The sequence below is a fragment of the Pseudomonas sp. KH_046_1 genome (assembly GCF_057839025.1).
On the sequence record NZ_CM174481.1, the window covers coordinates 4735070 to 4753733 of the forward strand.

Sequence of the window (18664 nt, forward strand, 5' to 3'; positions counted from 1 at the left end):
CCTTACTGTTTTGGGGTACTGACGGGTTGTTGCGAGGGTTGCTGCGGTTGTGAGCGTTGTGCCTTCCAGCGCTCGATATTGCGCATCAGCACGGCTTCCGTCAGTCCGGACGCGGGCAATTCTGTCATCTTTTTGGCCAACTGTCCGCGCAACCACGGATCGTTGCAGGCCGAGTCATGGGAAATCGCCAGGTACAGGCCAGGCTTGTCGACCGGTTGCGAGCGCGCGATCAGATCAGCGGCCATGCCCAGTGTCTGAGCAGTCGCCATGCCCGAGTAACGTCCTGCCAGTACAAACTCGACCTCGCCCAACAGCAGTTTCTGAAAGCCCTGGGTCAGGTTGGACGTGCGCGTGAGGGTTAGCTGCTGTCCGGCAAACGTGCTGAATTGCGCGGTCAATCGGGCCTTTTCCGACACTGCACCGGGATGGCCGTGCAGGTCTTGTGCTTCGTTGTAGACCAGCGTCGAGTCCTTGCGAGTCCAGACCAGATAGTCGTTTTCCAGCAAGGGTGGATGGATGTAGTCCAGGGTTTCCAGCTCGCTGACGGTCAACGTCGCGTCCGCCAGCATGTCCATGCGCCCGCTGCGCACTTCGTCCAGGGCCTGGGCGCGTTTGCCGGCATAAAGCAGTTCGACCTTGAGCCCCAACTCCCCCGCCACTTGCTGCAGCAAATCGGCGCTGGCACCGATCAGGTGCTTGGGGTTCTGCGGGTCTTGCCACAGGTACGGTGGCGCGTCCGGGCTGCCGGTGACCACCAGGCGTTCGCATTTGCCTGCGGCGACAGACAGCGCCGGCAATAACGCCAATCCCAGTAAGCTCCACACACAGCGCAGATCCATGGCAATACACTCCCGTTGAGTCCGTTTATATCTCTGTAGGAGCGAGCCTGCTCGCGATGGTCTCAAATGCACCGCGTCTATCCAGGATTCCCGCGTCATCGTTAACGTCCATCGCGAGCAGGCTCGCTCCTACAGGAGAAAAAGGATCGAGTAGGAGGCGGCTTCACAGCCGCCGTCCTCTCACACCACCGTACGTACGGGTCCGTATACGGCGGTTCAGGTTATGCGGTTAAGCCGTTTTATCGTATCCAGTATTGGGACCAGCCCCAGGCTGTCCCACAGCTTCTTCGGCAGCGCGTGATTCATATGTGACGCTCCCGAATTCCACCATGGCCCGCGCCCGTTGAACGCTGATTTGCAGGCGCGTGCTTCGCTGATCCCCAGACGTATCAGGTTGCGCGCCCTCGTTGGGCGCTGCTTCCATTGACGCCAAATGACACAGCGAAGTTTACGGCGCATCCAGCCATCCAACTCCTCAAGGGGGCGGTTGCTCTGGCTGAGCTTGAAGTAACCCGCCCAACCACGTAACACCGGGTTAATCCGTTCAATGACGCTTGCCATCTTGTGGCCCCGCGCTCCGCGCAGCAGTTCTCTGAGCCGATCGCGCAAGCGATTCAGGCTCATCGTAGCTACTTTCAGCCTCGGCTGTTTATGCAGGCTCATCCCGTAACCCAAGTAATCACACGCCCACGGCCGTGCTACTCGGCTCTTTTCTTGATTCAACGTCAGTTTCAGGCGTTGATTCAGGAAGCGCTCAACCCTGACCAGCACTCGCTCGCCAGCACGACGACTGCGCACATAAATGTTGGCGTCGTCGGCATAGCGTACAAAACGATGGCCCCGCCGTTCCAGTTCGCGGTCGAGTTCATTGAGCAGGATGTTCGACAACAACGGTGAGAGCGGGCCGCCTTGCGGCGTCCCTTCCTGCCGTCGGCTGGCGATCCCGCCCGACATCATTCCCGCTTCGAGATAACGACGGATCAGCATAAGCACACGTTTATCTTCGATTTGACGCTCGATGTAGGCCATCAATACATCGTGGTTGACCCGATCAAAGAACTTCTCCAGATCGAGTTCCACGCACCAGCGGTGGCCCGCCGCCACATGGGCGCGGGCGGTTTCGATGGCTTGATGAGCGCTTCTGCCCGGACGAAAGCCGTAGCTGTAGTCCGAAAACAGCGGATCGAAGATTGGCGTGAGCTGTTGCAGCAGCGCCTGCTGGATCAGGCGATCCACGACGCTGGGGATACCCAGCTGTCTTGTACCGCCTTTGGGTTTGGGGATATCGACGGCGCGTACACCTTGCGGGTGGTATTCGCCGGCCAACAGCCGAGTCTTGAGGATCGGCCAATACTGTTTCACGTAGCCCGCCAGCTGGTCGACCGTCATGCCATCGGCACCCGGTGCGCCCTTGTTGCTGACCACGCGTTGATACGCACGCTTGAGGTTGGCGGGTGCAAGCACCCGCACCATCAGCGTGTCCGGCTCCGCGTTCGTCCACGCCACAGACGCCGTCGATGTTTGCGCCCTGTCAGCCTTCATCCTCGGATACCGTCCAGGACCTGGGGTAACAGTTTTCTCTTGGAGAATATTCTGCGTTTCAACATTCGACGAGACTCTGACGCCTACTGGCGGCATAACCTGTTCGGCCCTTGGTGACGCGGTAATCCGCCACTTACTACGGCCTCAGCTGACTTCTATGGGCTCATCCCGTCGCCTCTCGACGCTCGGTAGCACAGTGGCAAACCCACAGATCTCCCAGGGTAATTCGCGCGACCTTCCTGCTTATGCCTGTCGGATCTACGTCACAGCGTTCCGTGCAAGTATTGGGCTTTGAAGATATTGGCCTTCTTACCCCGCTGCGCCGCCTCTATCCGCTTCCTGTTCGTCAGGCCAGCATTTTGCCTCGGGCTTCCTTCAGATTCGCAGTCGCCCGCGACACCCTTGCCTCTGGCTAACACTTCCCCTTGCCGGGTGTGTAGAGGACTTACACCTCCAAGTCACCAGCGAGGCCACCACAGCCAAGCTGGTTGCGCTTCGCGCAACGCGCCATGCCTGGCGCACCAAAAAAAAAAAGCCCGACCAAAAGGCCGGGCTCTTTATAAGTGAAGCAGCCGGATTAGACCAGCTTCTCGAACTCAGGGATGGCCTCGAACAAGTCCGCCACCAGGCCGTAATCGGCCACCTGGAAGATCGGCGCTTCTTCGTCCTTGTTGATCGCAACGATCACTTTGGAGTCTTTCATGCCGGCCAGGTGCTGGATCGCGCCGGAGATACCGACGGCGATGTATAGCTGTGGAGCAACGATCTTGCCGGTCTGACCGACCTGCATGTCGTTCGGAACAAAACCTGCGTCGACCGCGGCGCGCGATGCTCCGACGGCAGCGCCCAGCTTGTCGGCCAGGGCGTACAGGTGTTTGAAGTTGTCGCCGTTCTGCATGCCGCGCCCGCCGGAAACGACGATCTTGGCAGCGGTCAGTTCCGGACGATCGGATTTGGCCAGTTCTTCGCCAACGAAGCTGGAGATGCCAGCGTCGTGGGCAGCAGCTACAGCTTCAACAGCAGCAGAACCGCCTTCAGCGGCAACCGGGTCGAAACCGGTGGCACGCACGGTGATCACTTTCACTGCAGCGTTCGATTGAACGGTAGCGATGGCGTTACCGGCGTAGATCGGACGCTTGAAGGTGTCAGCGCTTTCTACCGAGATGATCTCGGAGATCTGGTCAACGTCCAGGGCTGCGGCAACGCGCGGCAGGATGTTTTTGCCGTTGGAAGTAGCGGCAGCCAGGATGTGGCTGTAGCCCTTGCCCAGCTCAGCTACCAGCGGAGCGACGTTTTCCGGCAGTTGGTGAGCGTAGGCAGCGTTATCGGCCACCAGCACTTTAGCCACGCCAGCGACTTTCGCAGCGGCTTCAGCCACGGCGCCAACGCCCTGACCTGCAACCAGTACGTGCACGTCGCCGCCGATTTTGACAGCAGCGGCCACGGTGTTCAGCGTGGCCGGGGCCACTGCTTTGCCGTCGTGTTCAGCGATTACCAAGATAGTCATGATTAGATTACCTTCGCTTCGTTTTTCAGTTTCTCGACCAGTTCAGCCACCGACTTGACCTTGATACCCGCGCTGCGTGCAGCCGGCGCTTCGACTTTCAGGGTTTTGTTGGTGGAGGCGGTGGAAACGCCCAAAGCGTCCGGAGTCAGCACTTCGAGAGGCTTCTTCTTGGCTTTCATGATGTTTGGCAGAGACGCGTAGCGCGGCTCGTTCAAACGCAGGTCGGTGGTGACGATAGCCGGCAGTTTCAGGGAAACCGTCTGCGCGCCGCCGTCGACTTCACGGGTGACAACAACGCTGTCGCCGTTGATTTCGACTTTGGACGCGAACGTGCCCTGACCGTAACCGCTCAATGCAGCGAGCATCTGGCCAGTCTGGTTGTTGTCGCTGTCGATGGCCTGTTTGCCAAGGATCACCAGCTGAGGCTGTTCCTTGTCGACAACAGCTTTCAACAGTTTGGCAACAGCCAGGGAAGTCAGGTCTTCGGCGGACTCGACGAGGATGGCGCGGTCGGCACCCAGAGCCAGCGCGGTGCGCAGTTGCTCTTGAGCGGTGGACGGGCCTACGGAGACGACGACGATTTCAGTCGCAACACCCTTCTCTTTCAGGCGTACGGCTTCTTCCACGGCGATTTCGCAGAACGGGTTCATCGACATCTTGACGTTGGCAAGATCGACGCCGGAATTGTCCGCCTTGACGCGAACCTTGACGTTGTAATCCACAACGCGTTTGACAGCTACAAGAACCTTCATGGATTCCTCGTTACAGTCCGGTGAAAAGAAAGTCGCCTAGGCGAACCTGGCGGTTGATGCTCATCGGGCGCAAGGGCACCTCCAAAAACGCCGGCAAAGGTGTCAAGTGACCATCGCTCATGATCTGGATGACCGTTCGTCAGTGGTGACTGACGAGTCATTCAACATCGCGGCGTGTAAACTGCGTATCAAACCCGCGCAGCGCATCACTCTCTACTGCCATCGCCCTGTCTTTAGAGGTGCTCTTGAAACCAACAGTCAGCCTACGGCGAGCGCAAAACCGCCCGTATCTTGACCGGAACGCCTATTCCGGTCAATACGCCAAAATGGCCGTTCATAAGGCGCGTGACTTTGATTTCTCTGGCTTTGAGCCAATTCAAACAAACGTTTGTATTGGACGCTGAGAGTGGTGTAGATATAATGCGCCACCCAAAGAGAAAGGTGGTCAATCGATTGTCCGCTCCCGGCGCTGTGCTGGGATTCATGGATGCGACACCCGACTTCCAAATTAGAAAAAAAACTGTTGAGCCTTGAGTAGGAGATAGCCTGTGGAACGCGAATACATGGAATTCGACGTGGTCATCGTCGGTGCCGGCCCCGCTGGTCTTTCCGCCGCCTGCCGCTTGAAGCAGAAGGCCGCCGAAGCTGGTAAGGAAATCAGCGTCTGCGTGGTCGAAAAAGGCTCCGAAGTCGGTGCTCACATCCTGTCCGGTGCCGTGTTCGAACCACGCGCCCTGAACGAACTGTTCCCGAACTGGAAAGAACTCGGCGCGCCGCTGAACACGCCGGTGACCCGCGACGACATCTTCGTGCTCAAGAACGCCGAAAGCGCGCAGAAAATTCCAGACTTCTTTGTGCCCAAGACCATGCACAACGAAGGCAACTACATCATTTCCCTGGGCAACCTGTGCCGCTGGCTGGCCCAGCAGGCCGAGAACCTGGGCGTGGAAATCTACCCGGGCTTCGCCGCTCAGGAAGCGCTGATCGACGAAAACGGCGTGGTTCGCGGGATCATCACCGGCGACCTCGGCGTCGACCGCGAAGGTAACCCGAAGGAAGGCCTGTACACCCCTGGCATGGAACTGCGTGGCAAGTACACGTTGTTCGCCGAAGGTTGCCGTGGCCACATTGGCAAGCAGCTGATCAAGCGCTTCAACCTGGACACTGACGCTGATGCCCAGCACTACGGCATCGGCCTGAAAGAAATCTGGGAAGTCGATCCGGCCAAGCACCAACCTGGCCTGGTGGTGCACACCGCCGGTTGGCCGATGGACATCATGGGCACCGAGAACACCGGTGGCTCGTTCCTCTATCACCTGGAAAACAACCAGGTCGTGGTTGGCCTGATCGTCGACCTGTCCTACAGCAACACCTACCTGTCGCCGTTCGACGAGTTCCAGCGCCTCAAGCATCACCCGGTGCTTGCTCAGTACCTGGAAGGCGGCAAGCGCATCAGCTACGGCGCACGTGCCATCTGCAAGGGCGGCCTGAACTCGCTGCCAAAAATGGTGTTCAAGGGCGGCGCGCTGATCGGTTGCGACCTCGGCACCCTGAACTTCGCCAAGATCAAAGGCAGCCACACTGCGATGAAGTCCGGCATGCTCGCCGCCGAATCCGTGGCCGAGGCGCTGTTCGCCGAGAAGGATGGCACCGAAGAGCTGACCACTTACGTCGACGCGTTCAAGAACAGCTGGCTCTACGAAGAACTGTTCGCCAGCCGCAACTTCGGCCCGGCGATCCACAAGTTCGGCGCCATCGTCGGTGGTGGTTTCAACTGGCTGGACCAGAACATCTTCGGCGGCAAACTGCCGTTCACCCTGCACGACACCAAGCCGGATTACGCTTGCCTCAAGCTCGCGGCCGACTGCAAGAAGATCGACTACCCGAAACCGGACGGCAAGATCAGCTTCGACAAACTCAGCTCGGTGTTCATCTCTGGTACCAACCACGAAGAAGAACAGCCGTGTCACCTGAAGCTGGCCGATGCAAGCATCCCGATCAGCAAGAACCTGCCGCTGTACGATGAGCCGGCACAGCGTTACTGCCCGGCCGGCGTGTATGAAGTGATCACCAAGGAAGACGGCGAGAAGCGCTTCCAGATCAACGCCCAGAACTGTGTTCACTGCAAGACCTGCGACATCAAGGATCCTGCTCAGAACATCACCTGGGTGGCACCGGAAGGCGCTGGCGGCCCGACTTACCCGAACATGTAAGCCGAACCGCGAACATCAAGGCTCCCGAAACGGGGGCCTTTTTGTTGCGTGCGATTCAAGCCCACGCCACAAGACCACTGTGGGAGCGAGCCTGCTCGCGAAGACGGCCTGAAATCCAACATCGATGTTGACTAACATACCGCATTCGCGAGCAGGCTCGCTCCCACAGGGTTTCCTTACGGGATCAGGCTGCGCGTTCGTCTCCCGGATTACGCTCAAAGTACCGCTTGTACTCGCGACTGAACTGCGAAGTACTCTGATACCCCACCCGATGCGCCACCTGCGCCACCCCCAGCCCCTCCCCCACCAACAACTGCTGCGCCCTGAGCAGACGCAATCGCTTCAGATACTGCACCGGCGACAACAAGGTGCTGCGCTTGAAATGCTCGTGAAAGGTCGACGCACTCATGTTCGCGCAACTGGCCAGGGTCTCGACGTTCAGCGGTTCGGCAAAATGCGCATGCAGATGGCTGAGGGATGCCGCGATCCGGGCGAACTGCCCCTGCTGCTCAACCAACGCCCGCAACACATCGGCTTGCGGACCGCGCAATGCGACAAACAGCAACTCGCGCAAACGCGCTTGCCCCATGATCTGGCATTCCAGCGGATCGTGCAGGCAACGCAACAGCCGCTCGACACAACCGCGCATCGCATCATCGAGCACTGCCGAGGTCATGGACTCAGGCGTTTGCGCCGGAATATGCCGCCCCGGTGTCAGGCCCATCGCCAACACCAACTCGCCCAGCATCACCCGGTCGATCGCAACCGACACCCCAAGCATCGGCCCGTCCGGCGCGGCAAAGGTTTCACACTCGAACGGCACCGGCAGCGCCTGAATCAGGTAGTGCCCTGCGCCATATTCCAGGGTGCGCGGCCCCAGGTACGCCAGTTTGCTGCCCTGGGCGATGATCACCAGGCTCGGCTCATAGATCTGCGGCCCTCGGGCCACGTCGCAACTGGCCCGCAAAACCTGCACACCCGGCAACGCGGTCGGGACGAACCCGTCGCGAGTGGACAACGGCTCGATCAGCGAAACCAGGTTGGCATTGGCATCAAGGTGACGGGTTAACAGCATCAGGGCACTTCACAAAAAAAGTCGCGGAAAAATGGACGAAAGCATCATCGCAGATCTGCTGGCCAATGCGACGGCTCGCACCCGCATGCCGGAGGAATAGGCATGACACCCGGAGGAATCGCCATGGCCGGTACAGGGTTCGGCGCCCAGAATGCGCCACCTCACCCGTCAGCGCTTTTGCGAGGTTCACCATGTACACCGCCATCGGATACGCCGCCCAGTCGGCCACCACTCCCCTCGCCCCCGTGAAATTCGAACGCCGCAGCCCAAGGCCCGACGACGTTGCCATCGAGATTCTCTACTGCGGCGTCTGCCATTCCGACATCCATCAGGCCCGCAACGAGTGGGGCATTGCCGTTTACCCGCTGATGCCTGGCCACGAAATCGTAGGCAAGGTGAGCGCCGTCGGTGCAAATGTCACCCAACACAAAGTCGGCGATCTGGTCGGTGTCGGCTGCATGGTCGACTCGTGCCGCAGCTGCGAAGCCTGCCAGGCCAACCAGGAGCAATACTGCCTCGAAGGCCCGACCCTGACCTACGCCACCCCGGACCGGGTCGATGGCAGCAACACCATGGGCGGTTACTCCGACAGCATCGTGGTCAGTGAGCACTTCGTGGTGCGCATTCCCAAGTCACTGGACCCGGCCAGCGCCGCGCCGATCCTGTGCGCCGGCATCACCACCTACTCGCCGCTCAAGCACTACGGCGTGAAGGCCGGTGACAAGGTCGGGATTCTCGGCATGGGCGGCCTGGGCCACATGGGCATCAAGTTCGCCAAGGCCATGGGCGCGGAAGTAACGCTGTTCACCCGTTCGGCAAGCAAGGCGGAAGAGGCTCGCAGCCAGGGTGCGGACCATGTGATCGTGTCCACCGATGACGCGCAGATGCAGGCCGCCGCCGGTCGCTTCGACTTCCTGCTCGACACCATTCCGGTGCAGCACGACCTCAACCCTTACCTCGATACGCTGCGTTTCGACGGCGTGCATATCCTGGTGGGCTTGATCGAACCGGTGGAGCCACCGGTGCATGCCGCCAAACTGGTGTTGGGGCGTCGCGTGCTCGCCGGCTCGCTGATCGGCGGCATCGCCGAAACCCAGGAAGTGCTGGATTTCTGCGCCGAACACAACATCACCTGCGACATCGAGATGCTCGACATCCGCCAGATCAACGAGGCTTACGCCCGCATGATCGCCGGTGACGTGAAGTACCGCTTCGTCATCGACATGGCGACCCTCAAGGTTTAAACCTTAAGACCCAGCTCCGCCGACAGCCGGGCCGTGACCCCTTTGATCAGGGGAATCAGCTCGGCCATTTTTTCCAGCGGCATGTACGGGACGGTGCTGGCGATGCTGATACCTGCGACGATGCGTTTGCTGGCATCGCGGATCGGCGCCGCCACGCAGCGGATCGATGGTTCGTTGTCTTCCAGGTCGAAGGCATAACCGCCGGCCACGTACTCGACCATGCGCTGCTCGAACTGCTCCCAGGATTGCTCCGGGTGCTGCGGCCAGAACTGGTTTTTCCCACCCACCGGCAGGCTGACTTCGTACAGGCGCTGCCACTCCTGCGGCGAATCATCGAGCATCAGCGCCTTGCCGATCCCGGTGCGCGCCAACGGCATGCGATGGCCGACCCGCGAACGCATTTCCGGGCCATTGCGCCCCGGATTCTTGTGCAGGTACAGCACTTCGTCGCCTTCACGGATCGCCAGGTGAATGGTGTCGCCGGTCAACGCCGACAACTCATCCAGATACGGCCCGGCCAAGGTCACCAACGGCAACTCTTCACGGGCCTGGAAGCCCAGCTCGATCAGTTTCGGCCCCAGCAGATAACCGACTTGCGGCACCACCCGCAGATAACGCTCGTCCACCAGGCAGCTGGCCAGGCGATGAGTGGTGCTGCGCGTGGTGCCGATCAGCCGGGCGATTTCCTTGAGATCGCGGGCGCCACTGGCTACGGCGTGAACCACACCCAACCCGCGAAGCAGGGTCTGGGTGCCGGTCGGCGCGGCGTCCTTGGCGATTTTTGGGGCGTCTTCCTGCATATCCAGCCTTTACCGTTGAGCGAGTGAACGGGCGGCATTATGGTCGCCCGCGTGCCACGACTACAACTTGATACGCTCGACCTTGCCCACCAGCAAGATGTAGGACAGTGCACCGATCAACGCCAGCACCGAGATGTAGGTGATCGCCGGGGCAAAGGAATCACCCGTTGCGAGAAAGCCGATCACAATAGGCGTGGCAATCGCCGACAGGTTGCCGATGAAGTTGAACACCCCGCCGGTCAGCCCGAGCAAGCGCGCCGGAGCCAAGGTCGACACCAGCGACCAGGTAATCGAAGCCAGGCCATTGCCGAAGAATGCCAGTGCGAGGAAGGCAATCACCAACGGCGTCGACTCGACGAAGTTGGCGCCGATGATCGAGGTGGAAATCAGCAGTCCGCTGATGATCGGCAACTTGCGGGCGAAACCTACCGTGTAGCCGCGACGGATCAAAAAGTCCGAGAAGAAACCGGAACACAGTACGCCGACAAAGGCCGCGAGAAACGGCAGCGACGCCAGCAGGCCGGACTTGATGAAGTCCATGCCGCGGTATTTCACCAAGTAGGTCGGAAACCAGGTGAGGAAGAACCACAGGGTCGAGTTGAGGCAGAACTGCCCGAGGTAGATGCCCCAGAGTTTGCGCTTGGTCAGGACAATGCCCAGGTCGGTCCAGCTGAATTTGGCTTTGACCTTGGCCTGTTCGGCCTGGATATCCACCAGCCCGCCGCCCTCGCGGATCAGATCAATCTCTGCGTCATTGGCGCCTTTGAAATCCCGCGGCTCGCGATACACCGCGTACCAGATCACCGCCCACACAATGCCCACCGCGCCGGTGGAGACGAACACCATGTGCCAGCCGAATTCGTGCTGCAGCCAGGCCAGCACCGGCGTCAGGAAGGCCAGGCCGACGAACTGCCCAGAGGTGTAGAAACCGATGGCCGTGGCGCGCTCGCGCTCGGGAAACCAGGTGGTGACCACGCGGCTGTTGATCGGGTACGCCGGCGCTTCCAGTGCACCGACCGCCATGCGCAACACGAACAGCGCGATGAAGCTGCCGGCGAAGCCGAGCATCACCGTGGCCACCGACCACAGCAGCAAGGCGACGCTGTACAGAATCCGTGGCGGCACGCGGTCCACCAGCCAGCCGCCGGGGATCTGCATGGCAGCGTAGGTCCAGCCGAATGCGGAGAAGATCAGGCCGACATGGATCGGGTCGATGCCCAGGTCACTGGTCAATGCCGGGGCGGCAATCGACAGGTTGCTGCGGTCCAGGTAGTTGATCACCACGGTGATGAACAACAGCACCATGATGAAAAAACGCTTGCGGCTGGGCGTCACCAACGACGCCTGCCCAGTGAGGGTTTGCGGTTGCATGGGGGGGTGCCTCTTCTTATGGTTATTGAGGTCGATGTGAAATGCAGATCTCCGGAGTCATGGAGATCAAACTGTGGGAGCCAGCCTGCTGGCGATAGCGGAGTGTCAGCCACCATAAATGCTGGATGTGCCGACCAAATCGCCAGCAGGCTGGCTCCCACAGGGGCTTGTGGTGAGTCAGGAAGAACTCACCACTCGGCAAAACTGCCATCGGCATGGCGCCAGATCGGGTTGCGCCAGCGGTGGCCGATGGCGGCGCGTTCGATCACGTACTCCTCGTTGATCTCGATACCCAGGCCCGGGCCGTTCGGGATCTTCACAAAGCCTTTGTCGTAGTCGAATACCCGTGGGTCTTTGACGTAGTCGAGCAGGTCGTTGCTCTCGTTGTAATGGATGCCCAGGCTCTGTTCCTGGATGAATGCGTTGTAGCAGGCGGCGTCCAGTTGCAGGCAGGCCGCCAGGGCAATCGGGCCCAGCGGGCAATGCAGCGCCAGCGCGACGTCGTAGGCTTCGGCCATGTTGGCGATCTTGCGGGTTTCGGTGATGCCGCCGGCGTGGGACGCATCCGGCTGGATGATGTCGACATAACCTTCGCTGAGCACGCGCTTGAAATCCCAGCGCGAGAACAGCCGCTCACCCAGGGCAATCGGCGTGCTGGTCAGCGGCGCCAGTTCTTTCAGCGCTTCGTAGTTTTCACTGAGCACCGGCTCTTCGATGAACATCAGCTTGTACGGATCAAGCTCCTTCATCAGCACCTTGGCCATGGGCTTGTGCACCCGGCCATGGAAGTCCACGCCTATGCCGACGTTCGGGCCGACGGCATCGCGCACGGCAGCGACGTTGGCCAGGGCCTGGTCGACCTTGTCGAAAGTGTCGAGGAATTGCAGCTCTTCGGTGCCATTCATTTTCACCGCGGTGAAGCCACGCTCGACCGCTTCTTTCGCCGCCCGCGCGGTGTCCGCCGGACGGTCGCCGCCGATCCACGAATACACACGAATCTTGTCCCGCACCTGCCCACCCAGCAGATCGCTGACCGATACGCCCAGCGCCTTGCCCTTGATGTCCCACAGGGCCTGGTCGATACCGGCCAGGGCGCTCATGTGGATCGCGCCGCCACGGTAGAAGCCGCCGCGATAGAGCACGGTCCAGATGTCTTCGATGTTGCGTGGGTCCTTGCCGATCAGGTAGTCGGACAATTCTTCAACGGCCGCGGCAACGGTGTGGGCGCGGCCTTCGACCACGGGCTCGCCCCAACCGGTCACGCCCTCGTCGGTTTCGACCTTGAGGAAGCACCAGCGCGGCGGAACGATGAAGGTGGTCAGTTTGGTGATTTTCATCTTTTGGCTCTCTTATTAGATGCAGCGCGCTCGGCGCTCAAAGAAGTCTTAGCGAAGGGCTTTCCAGGCAGCGACGTAGGCCTTGGCATTGGCCGCCACTTGCGCAGGCGTCATGCCCGGTTTGAACAGGCCGGAACCGAGGCCGAAACCTTTGACGCCGGCGTCGATGAACGACTGCATGTTGTCCGGCGTGATCCCGCCGACCGGCGCCAGAAGGGTTCCGGCCGGCAATACGGCGAGCCAGGCTTTGACGACTGCCGGGCCCATCTGCTCGGCCGGGAACAGCTTCAGCACGTCCGCGCCTTCAGCCAGTGCCGCGAAGGCTTCGGTCGGCGTGGCGACACCCGGCGACAGGTACAGCCCCGCCGCTTTCGCCGCGCGCAAGACCTTCGGATCGCTATGGGGCATGACGATCACCTGGCCACCCGCGGCTTTCACTTGCTCGACCTGCTCCGGCGTCAACACCGTGCCGGCACCGATCAGGCAATCGGCGGGCAAGGTACTGCGCAGGATGCGGATACTTTCGTACGGCTCAGGGGAATTGAGCGGCACTTCGATGACGCGAAATCCGGCGGCGTACAGGACTTCGCCGATGGCCGCCGCTTCCTGCGGGCACAGACCACGCAGGATCGCGATCAGGCCGTTTTGCGCCAGGGCTTGTTTGAGCATGTCAGGACTCCAGTCAGGTTTAACGGGATGCGGTGCACGTGACCAGGCCGGCAGCCAGTGCCAGTTGCCACAATCCGCGTTCGGTGGCCTGTTCGGCCAGGGTCACCCGGGCAAAACCGCAGGCGCCGAGCGCGCGGCTGTAGCGGGCACAGAGTTGGGTGTTGCCGATGAGGATGATCGAAGGCAGATGCACGCTGTTGCGCCGGCGCCGCTGAACGCTGGCCAGGGCCGACAGTTCATGGCCAATCAGCAGGCCTGACAGATAATCCGCTTGCGCCGCAGTGCTCAGTTCACCGGTCAGCCCGAGACTGCGGGCGCTGAACATCGTCGACAGCGGACCGATTTCACCGTCCGCCGACAACGCGACCTTCACGCCGCGATCAAACGCATCGCCATCGAAAGACCCGCCACATTGTTGGGTGCGTCCGAGAATGCTGTGTTGACTGAGCACAGCGAAGACTTCGCCGGTCATGAAAGTATCGAAATGCATGATGCAGCCGTCGGCCACTTCCACCCATTTCGAATGGCTACCCGGCAGGCCGATCAGCAGATCAGCGCCCGCCTCGCTCGCCAGGTTTTGCAGCACGCCGAGCACCTGGGTTTCTTCACCGCGCATCACGTTCGGCAAAGGCGAACGCTCGATGACGCCGGGCACGATATGCACATCAACGCCGCGCAGGCTGCGCACGGTTTGCAAGGAAGTACCGAGCTTGGCGACGTTCGCCGGCGTGTCGCGGTAGGCCGCTTCGCTCCAGCCCTGGGCGCTGCCGACCATGCCGCAGGCAATCACCGGCAAGTCCGGCTGGGCGTCGAGCCAGTCGCCGCAAGCCTCGTCGAACGCCAGTTCAAAGCCGTCGGCGCATTCCCGACCGTTGATGATTCGCGGCGCCTTGGGCAACTGCATGATCCCCGACGACAGCGAACGCTGTTCGAGCACTTGGCCGCCTTCAGCCAGTTTGTAAGCACGTAATGAGGTTGTCCCCCAGTCGAGCGCGATCAATTGCGCCTGCATCGCTTCACCTGTTTTGGTTTTTGGCAGTGAGTGAGCGCGACTATAAACCCGGACACCTGATAATCTCAATATATAAATATCAATCCCATATTGTGAGACGAAACAAAAAAAGATCGCAGCCTTCGGCAGCTCCTACAGGAAACGCGAATTCCTGCGTAGGAGCTGCCGAAGGCTGCGATCTTTTAAAAGCGATTAGTTACCCGAAGCAAAATCCCGCAACACCGCCCCATCCATCCGATAGCGCACCCACTCCTCCTGCGGCTGCGCCCCCAGGGATTTGTAGAAGTCGATGGCCGGCGTATTCCACTCCAGCACGCTCCACTCAAACCGCCCGCAATCATTGGCGCAAGCGATTTTCGCCAGATGCCGCAACAGGGTCTTGCCCGCACCACCGCCGCGCTGTTCCGGGGTGATGTAGAGGTCTTCGAGGTACAGGCAATTGCTGCCAAGCCAGGTGGAATAGCTGAAAAAGAACACCGCGAAACCGATGGGTGCCCCGTCGCGCAGGCAGATCAGGCCATGGGCGGTGGCGCCTTCGCTGAACAGGCTGCGCTCGATATCGGCAACGCTGGCGATGACTTCATGGCGGGCACGTTCGTAGTCGGCCAGTTCAGTGATGAACGCGAGGATTTGCGGTGCGTCACTGGGGGTCGCCGGGCGGATTTCGATCGTCATGGACGTGCCTTGTCAAAAGTGGAAAACGCCATACTAAGTCGGCGCGTGACGCGTGGCGAGTGAGCTTGCTCACGGGCCACAAATGCGCTCATTACTCCGGCCACAACTAACCCTGGAATCGATAACCTCGGACCTAACATTCGGTCACTGCGTGGTTAGATAGCCGCGCAGCTCATTTAGCCGGTCAAGGAACCGCGTCATGTCTACCGCAACACCTCCAGTTTCAAGCAAGCTGTTCGGCCTGTTCTGCCTCGCCAGTTACCTGTTGTCGTTGTCCTACGGTTCGACGTTTTTGCTCTCATTGCTGATTGGTTCTCGCGGCGGTAACGAACACGACGCCGGGAATGTGATTTCGGCGGCGATGCTCAGCACCTTTGCGGCGGTGATTGTTTCCGGTCATTTGTCCGACCTGCTCGGTGCCGCCCGATCGGTGGCGCTGTTCGGTGTGTTGCTGGTAGTCGCCAGCCTGGGCTTCGCCCTGACCCCTGGATTCGGTCACCTGCTGTTGTTTTTCGGGCTGCTGCTGGGCCTGGGCTGGGGCGTGTTCTACACCCTGGGGCCGATCATCGTGGCAAGTCTTGTGACACCCACGCAGCGCGCCAAATACTTCGCCCTGCTGTCAGGCAGCATGATGACCGGGATCGGCAGTGGCCCGTTGCTCGGCCGCGCGGCGAGTGCGCTCGGTTATCCGCTGACGGCGGCGTTTTACCTGGCGGCGCTGGCCAGCCTGATCGGCGTATTGCTGTTCTGGCGCCTGGATCGACAACTGAAACAAGCGCCCGCGCAATCTGGCAGTGTGTCGCGGATTTCCTGGCGTGCAGCGGGTCAGGTGCTGTCGTCCAGGGCGGTGTTCCCGATCATCATGGTCGGTCTCGGCGGCTGCGTGTTCGGTGGTCTGTCGAGTTTTCAAACCAGTTACGCGGCGGCGCACTCACTCGACTATTCGCTTTTCTTCCTCGGTTTCATGAGCGCGGCGATCAGCGGCCGCATGCTGGTTGCCGGGTTCGTGGTCAAGCGCGATCCATTCCGTGCGTCGTGCGTGCTTTCGGGGTTGATGCTGGCCTCGATCGTGATGTTCGGTTTTGTCGTTGACAGCAGCTTCAGCTACGTGCTCGCGGCGGTGATGCTCGGGATCGGTTATGGCCTGACCTACTCGGTGATCAACGGCCTGGCCGCCAATGAAGCGCCGAACGGCACCACCGCGCAATCCTTGCTGCTGTTCAGCCTGTCGTACTTCATTGGCGTGTTCGGCTTTCCATTGCTGGCCGGGAAAATCATCGTCGAGCAAGGCATGCCCACGTTGTTGCTCACGGTGTTGGCAGTTGCCTCGCTCAACTGGCTGATCACCCTGGGCCGGTTGATCTGGCGTAGGGCCACAGCGGTCAGGGCACTGGAGCAGGCCTGAGCCGTTCGTCGCTGATAATGCACCCATCCGGATCGAGGGCGGACTAATCAGGTAAGGACTCTACTCGTTGGAGACACCGCCATGACCCTGTCCAGGTTGACCACCCTCGTTCTCACTGGGCTTTTGTCCGCAGCCTCCTTCGCCGGGACCATCGGTTCGAGCACCGGCCCGACCAATCCGGTGGAAAAACCCAGGGCCCCCGCCATCCAGAGTGCTCCCGGCATGAACACCGATGGAACGACAATCGACCATAACCTGCCGCCCGCCACCGGCACCGACCCTCGGATTAAAGGCAATGACGCGGGACGTCAGGGCGGAACGAACCTGCCGGACAAAAAAACACCCGGCAGTGGTGGCCTCGGCTCAAGCACCACCGAGGACGAGGAAAGCAATTTGAGCCAATAATGAAGCCAGGAGAAATCCCATGCCTCGTGGAAGCAAAACCAAGTACACCGCCGAGCAAAAGCGCAAGGCGCAACACATCGAAGACAGTTACGAAAGCAAAGGCGTCTCAAAGGACGAAGCCGAGGCCCGCGCCTGGGCGACAGTCAACAAACAGTCCGGCGGCGGCGAGCGGGCCGGCGGTTCGGGACGCAAGAAACCGGCCAGTGCAAAATCGGCAGATCGCAAGGAATCGGCACGTCGGGCGGTGGCCACTCGTGAGGGGCACTCACGTGGCAGCACGGCCTCCAGAGAAACCCAGACGGTCGATAGCTTGAGGAAGGAAGCCCGGGCCAAGGGCATTCCGGGAAGATCGGGGATGCGCAAGCAGGAGTTGATCGAGGCGTTGCGCAAGGCGGGTTAAAGCCAACTTTTTTGTGCTGAAGCTGATGGCCTCATCGTCGGATCGCCGCCCGGAGCAAGCCCGCTCCCACAGGGTGATGCGTCAGGGCTCAAGGCCAATGGGGAAGAACTCGCCGCCACTCCATACACCGAGCCAGCGCTGGCCGTCGATCTCGCGACTCACCGCCAGCTCCACCAACTGATAGAACACGTTGCGATGGATCAACGCTTCAAGATTGCTGCGCACGTGCACGTAAGGCGCTGGCTCCTGCGTTACCGGGTCGATGACCACGCGCATCGGATGCCCGGCGCCGGCCTCGGTGGTTTCATCGACGTTGGTGGTAAAGCGCAACACCTGCGCCTGGCCCTCGCCTTCCACGTCCACCGCAATCGCCACGAACGGCGCATCGTCGACCTTGATGCCGACCTTTTCTACCGGAGTGATCAGGAAATAATCATCGCCGTCGCGGCGAATGATGGTGGAGAACAGCTTGACCATCGGCTTGCGCCCGATCGGCGTGCCCAGGTAATACCAGGTGCCGTCGCGGGCGATGCGCATGTCGATGTCGCCGCAGAAATCGGGATTCCACAGGTGCACCGGCGGCAAGCCTTTGGTCTTGGGGATTTGCCCCAGCAGGTCGTTGGCTTTTTGCGGGCCACTCATGGCGTTCTCCTTGAAATTACTGGTCGCTGAGCCCCAGCAGGCTGCGCGCATATTGTTCCAGCGGCGGGCCCATCAGGTCTTCGGGTTTTTTATCGTGGAACGTCAGTAAACCGCCACGACTCTTGATGGTTGCAGTATCAATCAAATACTGGGTGCTGGTCTCGATCAACATGATCTGAATCATACCGCTGTCGATGCCGAGACGATCCAGGGCTTCCTGATCCAGCCACTCGTCCGAGTTACCGATACGGTCGTCAGACTGGGAAAACCGGGTGTAGAGCAGATAGTGCGCACCGGCGGCACGGGCTTCGCCCATGGCCTGGTCGAGGCCTTCCGGCGTACGGGCACGGCGGACCATCGGGAAGTATTCGACGAAGCCCTCGAACGCGACTTCGGCAATCACGTTGGGCCGAGGGTAGACGGCGCTGCCTGGCGGCATGAAAGCACCCTGGGCGATGTAGACGAACGAGTCCGGCTGAATGCGCAGGTTGTTTACGCGATGGCTGTCGCTGTGATCGAGCAATCCCGCATCGTTCATATGGTAACGAGTCCCTTCGGCCATATCGCTGACGTTCATGCAGCCACCAAGTGCCAAAACGGCCAGCAGCGAAACCAGGCTACGCATCCTATCCTCCAGAGGCCGGTGTCGGAAAACCGGCGAATGGCCGTAGGATGCAGCTTCCGCGCCAGCTCCCGCTCACCAACACTCAGATCGCATCGCGAGCAGGCTCGCTCCCACAGAGGGTTGCATTTCAATGTGGGAGCGAGCCTGCTCG

At 60.6% G+C, this 18664-nt stretch carries 18 protein-coding genes; 5 read left to right on the forward strand and 13 right to left on the reverse strand.

The annotated features are described in order from the left end of the window. Nucleotides 1–2: 2 nt before the first annotated feature. The 4 genes from AC3IT9_RS21625 to AC3IT9_RS21640 all read right to left on the reverse strand — a co-directional run bounded on the left by AC3IT9_RS21625 (nt 3) and on the right by AC3IT9_RS21640 (nt 4640). Nucleotides 3–839: a substrate-binding periplasmic protein gene (locus AC3IT9_RS21625; protein WP_489270987.1), complete on the reverse strand. Its 837-nt coding sequence runs from the start codon at nt 837–839 to the stop codon at nt 3–5. 216 nt (nt 840–1055) lie between these two features. Next, nucleotides 1056–2477 carry a group II intron reverse transcriptase/maturase gene (ltrA, locus tag AC3IT9_RS21630; protein WP_151213490.1) on the reverse strand — a complete coding sequence of 474 codons (1422 nt, stop codon included), beginning with the start codon at nt 2475–2477 and terminating at the stop codon, nt 1056–1058. Nucleotides 2478–2958: 481 nt separating this feature from the next. Further along, nucleotides 2959–3888, reverse strand: coding sequence for an electron transfer flavoprotein subunit alpha/FixB family protein (locus AC3IT9_RS21635; protein WP_347908212.1), 930 nt, complete (start codon nt 3886–3888; stop codon nt 2959–2961). 2 nt (nt 3889–3890) lie between these two features. Continuing rightward, a complete protein-coding gene (locus AC3IT9_RS21640; protein WP_489270989.1) occupies nt 3891–4640 on the reverse strand; it encodes an electron transfer flavoprotein subunit beta/FixA family protein in 750 nt (249 codons plus the stop codon). A gap of 548 nt (nt 4641–5188) precedes the next feature. Here AC3IT9_RS21640 and AC3IT9_RS21645 point away from each other — a divergent pair. Further along, nucleotides 5189–6853 carry an electron transfer flavoprotein-ubiquinone oxidoreductase gene (locus AC3IT9_RS21645; RefSeq protein ID WP_150758268.1) on the forward strand — a complete coding sequence of 555 codons (1665 nt, stop codon included), beginning with the start codon at nt 5189–5191 and terminating at the stop codon, nt 6851–6853. 184 nt (nt 6854–7037) lie between these two features. Here AC3IT9_RS21645 and AC3IT9_RS21650 read toward each other — a convergent pair whose 3' ends face one another. Continuing rightward, nucleotides 7038–7928, reverse strand: coding sequence for an AraC family transcriptional regulator (locus AC3IT9_RS21650; protein WP_489270990.1), 891 nt, complete (start codon nt 7926–7928; stop codon nt 7038–7040). Between the two features lie 191 nt (nt 7929–8119). On the opposite strand from AC3IT9_RS21650, the gene AC3IT9_RS21655 reads away from it, so the two are divergent. Beyond that, on the forward strand, nt 8120–9172 hold the full coding sequence (locus tag AC3IT9_RS21655) for an NAD(P)-dependent alcohol dehydrogenase (protein WP_489270991.1): 1053 nt from the start codon (nt 8120–8122) through the stop codon (nt 9170–9172). Here the strand turns inward: AC3IT9_RS21655 and AC3IT9_RS21660 are convergent. The 6 genes from AC3IT9_RS21660 to AC3IT9_RS21685 form a co-directional block, all read right to left on the reverse strand. Then, complete coding sequence (locus AC3IT9_RS21660; protein ID WP_056727198.1) at nt 9169–9972, reverse strand: IclR family transcriptional regulator; 804 nt, start codon at nt 9970–9972, stop codon at nt 9169–9171. The two genes, AC3IT9_RS21655 and AC3IT9_RS21660, sit on opposite strands and share 4 nt — an antisense overlap. Nucleotides 9973–10032: 60 nt before the next feature. Then, entirely contained in the window at nt 10033–11343 is a 1311-nt protein-coding gene (locus tag AC3IT9_RS21665; protein WP_150758270.1) for an MFS transporter, read from the reverse strand. A gap of 188 nt (nt 11344–11531) precedes the next feature. Continuing rightward, the gene (dgoD, locus tag AC3IT9_RS21670; RefSeq protein ID WP_008047041.1) at nt 11532–12680 is read right to left on the reverse strand and encodes a galactonate dehydratase; all 1149 of its coding nucleotides are present in this window, start codon (nt 12678–12680) and stop codon (nt 11532–11534) included. Nucleotides 12681–12728: 48 nt separating this feature from the next. Then, nucleotides 12729–13349 carry a 2-dehydro-3-deoxy-6-phosphogalactonate aldolase gene (locus AC3IT9_RS21675; RefSeq protein ID WP_489270992.1) on the reverse strand — a complete coding sequence of 207 codons (621 nt, stop codon included), beginning with the start codon at nt 13347–13349 and terminating at the stop codon, nt 12729–12731. A gap of 19 nt (nt 13350–13368) precedes the next feature. Then, complete coding sequence (locus AC3IT9_RS21680; protein WP_489270993.1) at nt 13369–14361, reverse strand: 2-dehydro-3-deoxygalactonokinase; 993 nt, start codon at nt 14359–14361, stop codon at nt 13369–13371. A 192-nt stretch (nt 14362–14553) separates the two neighbouring features. Continuing rightward, complete coding sequence (locus tag AC3IT9_RS21685; protein ID WP_150726203.1) at nt 14554–15036, reverse strand: GNAT family N-acetyltransferase; 483 nt, start codon at nt 15034–15036, stop codon at nt 14554–14556. Nucleotides 15037–15235: 199 nt separating this feature from the next. On the opposite strand from AC3IT9_RS21685, the gene AC3IT9_RS21690 reads away from it, so the two are divergent. From AC3IT9_RS21690 to AC3IT9_RS21700, 3 genes are all read left to right on the forward strand, one after another. Next, nucleotides 15236–16441 (forward strand): MFS transporter, encoded by a 1206-nt coding sequence (locus tag AC3IT9_RS21690; protein WP_489270994.1) that lies wholly within the window; start codon nt 15236–15238, stop codon nt 16439–16441. A gap of 81 nt (nt 16442–16522) precedes the next feature. Further along, nucleotides 16523–16846: a hypothetical protein gene (locus AC3IT9_RS21695; RefSeq protein ID WP_150726201.1), complete on the forward strand. Its 324-nt coding sequence runs from the start codon at nt 16523–16525 to the stop codon at nt 16844–16846. 19 nt (nt 16847–16865) lie between these two features. Beyond that, nucleotides 16866–17246 (forward strand): Rho termination factor N-terminal domain-containing protein, encoded by a 381-nt coding sequence (locus tag AC3IT9_RS21700; protein WP_150726200.1) that lies wholly within the window; start codon nt 16866–16868, stop codon nt 17244–17246. Nucleotides 17247–17327: 81 nt separating this feature from the next. Here AC3IT9_RS21700 and AC3IT9_RS21705 read toward each other — a convergent pair whose 3' ends face one another. Together AC3IT9_RS21705 and AC3IT9_RS21710 are read right to left on the reverse strand one after the other, a co-directional pair. Further along, a complete protein-coding gene (locus tag AC3IT9_RS21705; RefSeq protein ID WP_353741407.1) occupies nt 17328–17888 on the reverse strand; it encodes a DUF1285 domain-containing protein in 561 nt (186 codons plus the stop codon). A 16-nt stretch (nt 17889–17904) separates the two neighbouring features. Further along, nucleotides 17905–18513 carry a DUF4823 domain-containing protein gene (locus AC3IT9_RS21710; RefSeq protein WP_489270996.1) on the reverse strand — a complete coding sequence of 203 codons (609 nt, stop codon included), beginning with the start codon at nt 18511–18513 and terminating at the stop codon, nt 17905–17907. Between the last annotated feature and the right edge of the window lie 151 nt (nt 18514–18664).